General features: G+C 40.0%; 10 protein-coding genes. 5 read left to right on the forward strand and 5 right to left on the reverse strand.

Annotated elements, in window-relative coordinates:
• Window positions 1-231 precede the first annotated feature (231 nt).
• Entirely contained in the window at window positions 232-1731 is a 1500-nt protein-coding gene (locus tag HC179_RS02860) for a bifunctional GNAT family N-acetyltransferase/carbon-nitrogen hydrolase family protein (RefSeq protein ID WP_240948450.1), read from the reverse strand.
• A 211-nt stretch (window positions 1732-1942) separates the two neighbouring features.
• A complete protein-coding gene (locus tag HC179_RS02865) occupies window positions 1943-3619 on the reverse strand; it encodes a glycoside hydrolase family 13 protein (RefSeq protein WP_168862959.1) in 1677 nt (558 codons plus the stop codon).
• Between the two features lie 226 nt (window positions 3620-3845).
• Between HC179_RS02865 and HC179_RS02870 the strand changes: the two genes are divergently transcribed.
• Both HC179_RS02870 and HC179_RS02875 read left to right on the forward strand, forming a co-directional pair.
• Complete coding sequence (locus tag HC179_RS02870; protein WP_168862961.1) at window positions 3846-4280, forward strand: disulfide oxidoreductase; 435 nt, start codon at window positions 3846-3848, stop codon at window positions 4278-4280.
• 2 nt (window positions 4281-4282) lie between these two features.
• On the forward strand, window positions 4283-4765 hold the full coding sequence (locus tag HC179_RS02875) for a thioredoxin family protein (RefSeq protein ID WP_168862962.1): 483 nt from the start codon (window positions 4283-4285) through the stop codon (window positions 4763-4765).
• A gap of 195 nt (window positions 4766-4960) precedes the next feature.
• Here HC179_RS02875 and HC179_RS02880 read toward each other — a convergent pair whose 3' ends face one another.
• Window positions 4961-5374 carry a DUF5365 family protein gene (locus HC179_RS02880; RefSeq protein WP_168862964.1) on the reverse strand — a complete coding sequence of 138 codons (414 nt, stop codon included), beginning with the start codon at window positions 5372-5374 and terminating at the stop codon, window positions 4961-4963.
• Window positions 5375-5534: 160 nt separating this feature from the next.
• On the opposite strand from HC179_RS02880, the gene HC179_RS02885 reads away from it, so the two are divergent.
• A complete protein-coding gene (locus tag HC179_RS02885; RefSeq protein WP_168862965.1) occupies window positions 5535-6431 on the forward strand; it encodes an RluA family pseudouridine synthase in 897 nt (298 codons plus the stop codon).
• An 8-nt stretch (window positions 6432-6439) separates the two neighbouring features.
• On the opposite strand, the gene HC179_RS02890 is transcribed toward HC179_RS02885, so the two are convergent.
• A complete protein-coding gene (locus HC179_RS02890; RefSeq protein ID WP_168862967.1) occupies window positions 6440-6859 on the reverse strand; it encodes a GNAT family N-acetyltransferase in 420 nt (139 codons plus the stop codon).
• Window positions 6860-7006: 147 nt separating this feature from the next.
• Between HC179_RS02890 and HC179_RS02895 the strand changes: the two genes are divergently transcribed.
• Window positions 7007-7804: a FixH family protein gene (locus HC179_RS02895; protein ID WP_168862969.1), complete on the forward strand. Its 798-nt coding sequence runs from the start codon at window positions 7007-7009 to the stop codon at window positions 7802-7804.
• Between the two features lie 53 nt (window positions 7805-7857).
• Here the strand turns inward: HC179_RS02895 and HC179_RS02900 are convergent, their stop codons facing one another.
• A complete protein-coding gene (locus HC179_RS02900; RefSeq protein WP_168862970.1) occupies window positions 7858-8685 on the reverse strand; it encodes an aldo/keto reductase in 828 nt (275 codons plus the stop codon).
• Window positions 8686-8811: 126 nt separating this feature from the next.
• On the opposite strand from HC179_RS02900, the gene HC179_RS02905 reads away from it, so the two are divergent.
• Window positions 8812-9153, forward strand: a complete 342-nt coding sequence (locus HC179_RS02905) for a hypothetical protein (protein ID WP_168862971.1) — start codon at window positions 8812-8814, stop codon at window positions 9151-9153.
• The last annotated feature ends 642 nt before the right edge of the window (window positions 9154-9795 follow it).

Here is a 9795-nt window from a genome sequence, read left to right on the forward strand (position 1 = left end):
CTCCAAAAACACCCAAACACTGTCCTCATTGCACCCGTATGACTACCTCCTACTCCAAAAACACCCGAACATTGTCCTCATTGACCTCGTATGACTACCTCCTTCTCCAAAAACACCCAAACATTGTCCTCATTCATCCCCCTCATAAAATTACAACAAGCTCCTCACCCTCAAAAATTGGAAAACACATCAAAAAAAGCGACCCACAAAAGGATCGCTTTCTCACTTAAATCATTTTTTATACTTTATCTCATAAACATCCCTACGGCGGTCTTTCAATTGACGCACTGTCCCAGATTGACGCTGGCGACGTAGGATTTCTAAGTCTACATCCCCGATGATTACCATTTCAATATTCGGGTTACACTCACCTACGATCCCGTCTCTTGCAAATTCAAAGTCGGAAGGAGCAAAGATAGCCGACTGGGAATATTGAATATCCATATTCTCCACCTGAGGCAGGTTTCCGCATGTTCCTGCGATAACCGTGTAAATCTGGTTTTCCACAGCTCGTGCCTGCGCACAATAGCGGACACGCAAATACCCTTGTCGATCTTCTGTATTAAATGGACAGAAGATGATGTTTGCTCCTTTTTCGGTTGCAATGCGTGCAAGCTCAGGGAACTCAATATCATAGCAGATTTGTATCGCGATTTTTCCGCAATCCGTATCAAAGACACGAACACTGTCACCGCGGCTAATTCCCCACCATTTTCGTTCATTCGGTGTGATATGCAATTTATACTGCTTTTCAATCGTACCATCTCGGCGGAATAGATAGGCAATATTAAATACTTTCTCATCCTCCTCAACAAAATGAGATCCACCAATAATATTCACGTTGTATTTTACTGCAAGGTCTGTAAACAACTGAATGTACTGTTCAGTAAACTCGGTTAGGCGCTGAACCGCTTTGCTAGGTACCTTTTCATGAAGGAAGCTCATCAACTGAGTTGTAAATATTTCTGGGAACACGGCAAAATCAGCACCAGCATCTGAAGCAACATCCGTGTAATACTCCACCTGTGTGGCAAACTCTTCAAACGAGCTAATGGATTTCATCATATACTGAACCACACATATCCTTACAGGGAAAGAAGTTTTGAAATGGCGCTTAGTCTGCGGGATATACTCTACATTGTTCCATTCCATAAGTGTCGCATATTTGTTCGATGCAACATCATCAGGTAGATACCCCGGGTTAATACGCATTAAAGTAAACTCGTTCAACAATTGGAAGGAAAGCACGGGATCATAAATTTTATGACGCATTACTTGCCTAACATATTCTCGTGGAGTCATTTCTTCCGCATATTTATGGTAGTTTGGGATGCGGCCGCCAATGATGATACTCTTCAAATTAAGCCTGCGTGCAAGATCTTTCCTAGCTTCATATAGCCTGTGCCCCACCTTCATCCGCCGAAAGCCTGGATGCACCATCACTTCAATTCCATATAAGTTATATCCATCTGGATTGTGGTTGGTGATATACCCCTCATCTGTTATGTCATCCCATGTATGACGGTCATCATATTCATCAAAGTTTATTAACAAGCTTGAGCACGACCCGATTATTTCCCCATCATACTCCGCGCAAAGCTGTCCTTCTGGGAACATGTTCAAATGACTTTCGAGATGTTCCGGTTTCCATGGCTGCATGCCTGGAAAGCACAAGTGCTGAAGGGCAATAATATCATCTATGTCTTTCATTTCTATGTTTCTGATAATCATTTTTTTCTCAAATTTAGATAAATCGATTTTTGACAATGCCATCATCTCCTATCCTTATGTACAAACAAATAAAAACGGGGCCGGTTCTAATGTAAAACGGAGAATTGCCCAATATTACTTATTCCCCAATTTTATCATAACGAAACAAAAAACAATAAAGGACAGGCTCCCTGCCCACCAAAAGTGGGTCAAGGGACCTGTCCCTGCTATATCAAATCTTGTACACTCTAGCTTCCCAAGGTCGCAAATTAAAAGAATTTGCTTCCTTTTCAGCTGTTTCATAGTTACAAATAAGTAGCTCTGCATGATTTAGGTCATTAGAACTGTCGAAAGGATGGTTATTTCCCGAGAAATTTGTCACAACAAGTAAAGTTTCGTTACCAAGTGTACGAGTATATGCAAAGATTTCAGCATGGTCCTCGTACAACATTTCAAATGAACCGTACACAATAATCTCATGTTGCTTACGAAGTTGGATCAATTTACGGTAATAATGGAAGATAGAATCTTCATCTGCCATCGCTTTTTCTGCATTGACCTCTTTATAATTTTCATTCACCTTGATCCAAGGAGTACCGGTCGTAAACCCTGCATTTTCTGATTCATTCCACTGAACTGGAGTCCTAGCGTTATCACGGCCTTTTGTATAAATGGATTGCATGATTCCTTGTGGGTCTTCTCCATTACCAACTACACGCTCATTGTACATATTCAAAGTTTCAATATCCTTATAATCCTCAATCGAGTCGAACTTGATATTGGTCATCCCAAGCTCTTCCCCTTGGTAGATGTACGGCGTACCTTTCATCATATGCAGACATGTTGCCAACATTTTAGCAGAGGTTACCCGATATTCCTTGTCATCTCCCCATCTTGATACGATACGTGGCTGATCATGATTGTTCCAATATAAACTGTTCCATCCGCCGTCTTCAAGCTCGGACTGCCATTTGCCAAGTGATCTCTTTAAATCACGCAAGTCCAATGGTTTCAAGTGCCACTTATTCTTTCCTGGCTGCGTATCAAGATCCATATGTTCAAATTGGAAGACCATGTTTAATTCCTTGCGCTCTTCTCCTGTATAAAGTTTTCCTTCTTCAGGAGATACCCCTGGCATTTCTCCTACCGTCATCACATTATACTCCGACAGTACTTTTTCCTTCATCTCTTGAAGGAATTCATGGATACGAGGTCCATTCATGAAGTACTGATGACCGGAGACGTATTTCTTCCCTTCCACCTTTTCACCATCTGGCAACCCGTCCACTTTGGAGATGAAGTTAATGACATCCATTCTGAATCCGTCAATGCCCTTATCTAACCAGAATTTCATCATGTCATATACTTCTTGTCGAAGTTTTGGATTCTCCCAGTTCAAATCTGGTTGTTTTCTTGAAAAAAGATGCAGGAAGTATTCATCCGTCTGCTCATCGTATTCCCAAACAGATCCACCAAAGGTTGCCTCCCAGTTATTCGGCTCAGCACCATCTTTTCCCGGTCTCCAAATGTAATAGTCACGATATGGATTATCTTTTGACTTACGGGACTCTTTAAACCAATCATGTTCATCTGAACTATGGTTTACCACAAGATCCATAATCAATTTGATGCCCCTTTTATGCATTTGTGCAAGCATCTCTTCCCAATCATCCATTGTCCCGAACTCATCCATGATATTGCGGTAGTCACTTATGTCATAGCCATTATCGTCGTTGGGAGATTTATATACAGGGGAAAGCCAGACTACATCTACACCCAGTTCTTTTAAGTAGTCAAGTTTGTCTATGATCCCTTGAATATCCCCTATTCCATCTCCGTTTGAATCATTAAAGCTTCGTGGGTAAATTTGATACACTACTGCTTCCTTCCACCATTGTCTAGTTGGCATAAAAAATTCCTCTCCTAACTTAAGTTTATCTATTGTTATCTTCCTTGTTCACAAATGAAATCGATTCCATAATTATTGTACAAGATATAACTTCTGTTGGAAACCGCTTTCTTTCTTTAAGTCAAAAAAAGTTCACAATCAAAGGATAGGATTAGTTTTGCAATAATGAAAGGTAACGACTATAATTTTAGGAAAAGTATCTTGAATTCAAAAGAGGAGAGTTACCGTGGATTATTCCAAAAAAATAGAGAATCTATTGCTTGCCTCAGCAATCATTGCCCTTGTTGCTTCCCTTGGTAGCTTATATTTTTCCGAAGTATTATTATACATACCTTGTGAGCTATGTTGGTATCAACGGATATTAATGTATCCGTTAGTCATACTGCTAGGGATTGCTGCTGTAAAAAAAGATGCTGGTATTGCAACTTACGTCCTTCCTTTATCTATAATAGGCGGAACCATTTCCATCTATCATTACTTGATTCAAAAAGTTGCATTTTTCAGCGAGAACTCCGTTTCCTGTGGAGTTGTACCGTGTACTGGTCAATATATCAATTGGCTAGGTTTCATCACTATCCCGTTTTTAGCACTTATCGGTTTTACATCCATTACAGTAATATTGTTTTATGTAAAAAAACTTTCAAAGAAAGCAGGTAATTAATCTTGAAAAAACTCATCATCATTATGGCGGTCATCATGGCCATCTTTATAGCGCTTGTTGTGGTAACTAATATTCAGCAAAAGCAAAACGTGGAAGGGAATCCTTTCGGTAAGGACAAGCTTCATACAGAAACACAAAAGCAGCTTGATGATCCACTTTACCAAAACATCATCACTCCTGATCAATTGAAAGAAGACCTGGACGCTGGAGAAACCAAAACGATTTACTTCTACAGCTCAACTTGCCCTGCGTGTAAGCAAACAAGTCCTGTTGTTGTACCAATGGCTGAAGAGATGGGAATAGATATGGAACTTTACAATCTACAGGAATTTGAACAAGGCTGGGACGATTATGGGATTAATTCTACTCCTACCTTCATCCATTTCGTAGATGGTCAAGAAGTCGAACGCTTAGAGAACTACCACCAAGACAGCAGCATCTACACCGAATGGTTCGAAAAAGTAAAAGAAACTCCTAGCGAATAATCGCCAGGAGTTTTCTTTTGCAAATGTTTGCTTATGAAGTTTTCTAGCTGTTAATTGGAGCAAAAGGCGTAGACTCCTGCGGGAGAGCAGCGACAATGTTGAGACCCCGCAGGCTTGCCGAGGAGGCTCAAGGTCGCCCCGCGGAAAACGAAACCTTTTGCTAAAATTAACAGCGATTTTTACGAGGTCTTTTCTTTAGATCAAAAAATGATTGGAAGGCTGAATAAACTTACTGAAGATATTCGGCTTGCTAGGTTTTTGGACAAATTGATCAATCGAGAATGGAAATGAAAATCCATACTCCCTTAACATATTGACATTCCGCTTAAATAGTTCACGATGCTTGCTAAGTAAGTCCTCTTCTTGGATTGTCTCAATAACGGCAATAATTGCTTGAAGGCATGATATGATATGAAATGCTTCTTTCAGTGTTCCATTATAATCGGAAAAAGTATCATGGACTTCTCCAGTGTGAAGGGATAATTGTTGTGCAAGGTTTTCTATCTCTTTATCTGTGAAATAATAAGGAAGAATGTTCGTTAAGAGGTGTTGGACCAATTCCCCGATATGGTCCTCCTGCTCTGGAGTTGAAGCGTATACTACTTTCACGAATTAAAACCACCCTTGTAACTTCTCTATAACAAAAGAGTAACATAAATGTATCTTTATTTGGGTAGGTAGTTAATGGAATCCATAGACTCATTACGACAATATAATTTGACATTCCAAGAAATATCTACAGAGAAATAAATCAAGAAAGGAGCTAATAATGAACAGACAGAAGCTAACATTTTCCGTAACAAATAATCAGTCCCTACCATTACAAAGTTACCTAAAAGACATCATTGGGATCTCAAAAGGACTTCTTCATGAATTAAGGATGTCTAAGCAAGTTTTGGTGAATGGAGACACTCCTAATTGGACAAAGCCACTTCAAGAAGGTGACCAAATTTTAATCCCTATTTTACCAGAAGAGCTTTCACCAGTTGCTACCGAAATGGCTATTGATATTGTATACGAGACTGAACATCTATTGGTAGTGAATAAGGAGGCAGGAATCGACACTCACCCCTCCTCAGATCAGGACTTACACTCTCTTTCCAATGGAGTGGCACATTATTTCAAGAAGAACGAAATTCCATCAAAAGTACGTCATGTACATCGGTTGGATAAAGACACTAGCGGAGCGATTCTGTTCGCAAAGCATGCCATTAGCGGCGCTATCTTAGACAGAATGCTAGAAGAACGGAAAGTTAAACGAACATATTTGGCACTTGTTGAAGGAGTAATGAGCAGGTCAAAAGGAATCGTAGACAAGCCTATTGGAAAAGACCGCCATCACGCTTCCAGGAGAAGAGTTTCTCCAAATGGACAAAAAGCAATCACCCATTTTAAAGTAGTTAAATCTTTCCCAAAAGAACAATTAACTCTTGTAGAGCTATCATTAGATACAGGAAGAACGCATCAGATCAGAGTACATATGAGCAGCATTGGCCATCCCATTTATGGCGATAAGCTTTATGGATCACAAAACAACCATCATCGTCATAGCCTGCATGCATGGAAGTTAACTGTCCCTCACCCGTTTAAGGAAGAAAGTGTGACTGTCCATGCTCCCGTTCCGACTGGATTTGGACCTTCCTTATTGAAGTTAGAAGAGCTGTAGCACCTCTGCTACAGCTCTTTTCTGAATACGTAACTAGCTTTATCGTAATCCATTTTCATCTGATAAAATCTATGAGCATCTACCCTTGGCAAGCCTGAGGAGAGTGTTACTTTCTCACAGCCTCTTTCTTTTCCTAATGCTTCTATATACCTAAGCAATTTCTCCCCATAGCCTTTTGATCTGACTGTGCTTTTAGTCACTAGATCATACACATAAATATGACGCCCATCATAAAAATTCGTTAGCATGATTATTCCCGTAACAGCGACTACCTCTTCTTTTTCAACATACGCATATAATTCGTAGCCCTCTTTTTGCATGTTTTCATATATTTCTATAAAAGTAGATTCTGTTAGATGTGGCCTTAATTCCTTTAATACTTGAAATCCTTCAAGTAATTCTTCTTTTGTTTGTAAATGCTTTATCATCTTCAACCACTCCCTATGTATAGATCCATGCATTTATGGTCATTACCTATATCATACTATTTTAGTTCACAAGATTGATCTTTTTGATGAAATTTTCCGTTAGGTTACTAGTTATAATAAAATCATTGAACGAGAGGGAGTGTTTTTTTGAAAAAATTAATTTTATTTATCAGCTTGCTTTCATTAATGATACTAGCGGCTTGCGGATCCACTAATAACAATGAAAATACAAACGGAAATAAAGATGAAGTTCCTAGCATGGTGGAAGTAGAAATTAAGTTACCTGAAGCAGTAGAGCCTAACCAAGAAGTTAAAATAGAAGCACTTGTTACTCAAGGTGAAGAGAATGTGGATGATGCCAGTGAAGTGAAGTTTGAGGTATGGAAACAAGGTCAGGAAGCTGATCATGAAATGGTGGTAGCTTCAAATGATGGATCTGGAATTTACTCCATCATGAAAACTTTTGAAGAGGAAGGCTTTTACTATGTAGTCGCACACACTACTGCCAGAGATATGCATGTAATGCCACGTGTTGAATTAACTGTTGGAAATCCGGAACCTTCTGAGAAGGAAGAAGAGCATGAAGAAGAAGGGCACAGTCATGACCATGAGACACATGAAGAAACAGACCATAATGAGCATCATGGCCATGAGAGCAGCTTAAATATGACATTAAACCCAACAGACGCTGTAAAAGCAAATCAAGAAATTACATTATCAACAGAAATCAAGGAAGAAGATGTTGCTTTAACAGATGCAACTGTTCGTTTTGAAATTTGGCACGAAGATTCAGAGAAACATGAATTTGTAGATGCAAAAGAAGTCAGTGATGGTGTCTATGAAGCGAAAGCGACCATGAAAGAAAGTGGTCTGCACTATGTTCAGATACATGTAGAAAAAGATGAATTACACGAACACCAGCAAGAAGAATTAGAAGTGGAATAAAAACGGATAAAGGTGCAGGGCGACTTCGCCCTGCACCTTTAATTTCTCTAAGATTAAAAATCAAAATTATCCGGATCTGGACCAACACGCTTGTCTTCATTCAATGCATGAATTTTCTGCATCTCATCTTCTGACAATTCAAAGTCGAAAATATCTGCATTTTCTTTGATACGGTGCTCTTTAACTGACTTTGGAATGGTTACCACACCATTTTGAAGATCCCAACGAAGAATGACTTGTGCAACAGACTTATTATGAGCTGCTGCAATTTCTTTTAATGCGTCATTATCCAACAGCTGACCTTGCATCAGTGGAGACCATGCTTCCATTTGAATACCATTTTCTTTACAGAAATTTAATAGCTCCACTTGAGAAAGCTTTGGATGGTATTCTACCTGATTAACCATTGGTTTTACCTCAGCCACATCCAGAATATCCTGCAGGTGGTGAATTTGGAAGTTGCTCACTCCAATGGCACGGACTCTTCCGTCTTTATAAAGCTTTTCTAATGCTTTCCACGTTTCTACATACTTTCCTTTAACAGGCCAGTGTACAAGATATAGGTCAAGATATTCTAGGCCTAGCTTTTCCATACTTTCATCAAAGGCTTTTAACGTAGATTCATAACCTTGATCTGAGTTCCATACTTTTGTCGTGATGAAAAGTTCTTCACGAGGTACATCGGATTCTCTAATGCCTTTTCCTACACCTTCTTCATTTTTGTAGATGGCTGCTGTATCAATGCTTTTGTAACCCGCATGAATGGCCATCTTTACAGAAGATTCTACTTCTTGCCCCTCTTCCACTTTAAATACACCAAGACCAAACCAAGGCATCTCTACGCCATTATGTAGGGTTGTTGTAGACGCTAAACTTTTCATTTTTTCACCTTCCTATTTTCAAATATATATTTATTATGTCCCATTACAGCTATTATGCAAATATTTTGCCTAGATACTCACCCAGGAATCTGTCCCGCTATATATATAGTAAAAAGGAGTTTTGTGATGGAGATGTATGACTATATCATGCTATTGAATTTATTGGCCATTGTTTCCACAACACTTGTGAGCTATGCGTATGTCTCTCAAATGGTGATGCGTAAAGGGGCATTTTTTTTCCATACCGCAATTAGCCTTTCTTTTATCATCCTTACATGGTTTATCACTACGACAATTTGGTACTTCCTTACCAGCAAGGTCGATGGGCTCCTTTATATAGGGGGAATGCTTTTCAACATGATGGTAGCGATATTCTGTTCCACTGTCTTCCTTGCATACTTGTTTGTTCAACGGGCCTATTTCATTAGAAAATATAAAAGAAACAAACAAACCATTCAAAAGGATTAGCGTTGTAAGAAAAACCGGGCAAAACCGCCCGGTTCTTTTAACGTTTACAAACTTTAGTAGTCTTGTAAACCACCGCTGTTCCTTTCCGCAAATAGCTGCGCTTTCCGCGGGACGGCGTTTGAGCCTCCTCCCAACGCTTCAGGGGTCTCAACCTACCGTTACTCCCCCGCTGGAGTCTCCGCCATTTGCTCCAATCCACAGCTGGAATATAACGAGAAATATGTGTTAGTTCTTTTTTAGTTAATTCGTATAGATAACTTTCACAAACCCTTTGCTGCATGGAGCTACCTTGTTGATTGGAGTGGAAGGCGCGCAGACGCCCGCGGGAGGAAGGGACAGGTGAGACCCCACAGGCTGCAAGCCGAGGAGGCTCACGGACCGCCCGCAGGCAAGCGAAGCGCCTGGAACGAAAATCAGCAGAATTATACTTTCTTATTCTTATAGTAAAAGGCTGGGACAAAACTAAAAAAGCCTTATAATAGACGAACAATTTAGGTGTCATAGGTATTGGCTTTAAATACCGCTGTTGATCTCCACAAATGGCTTCGCTTTCCTAGGGGCGGTGCTTGAGCCTCCTCGCTCCGCTGCGGGGTCTCAAGCTACCGCTATCTCCCTCAGGAGTCTTCGCCTTTTGCTCCAATC

This window comes from Bacillus sp. RO1 (genome assembly GCF_012524115.1).
Classification (GTDB): domain Bacteria; phylum Bacillota; class Bacilli; order Bacillales; family Bacillaceae_I; genus Sutcliffiella_A.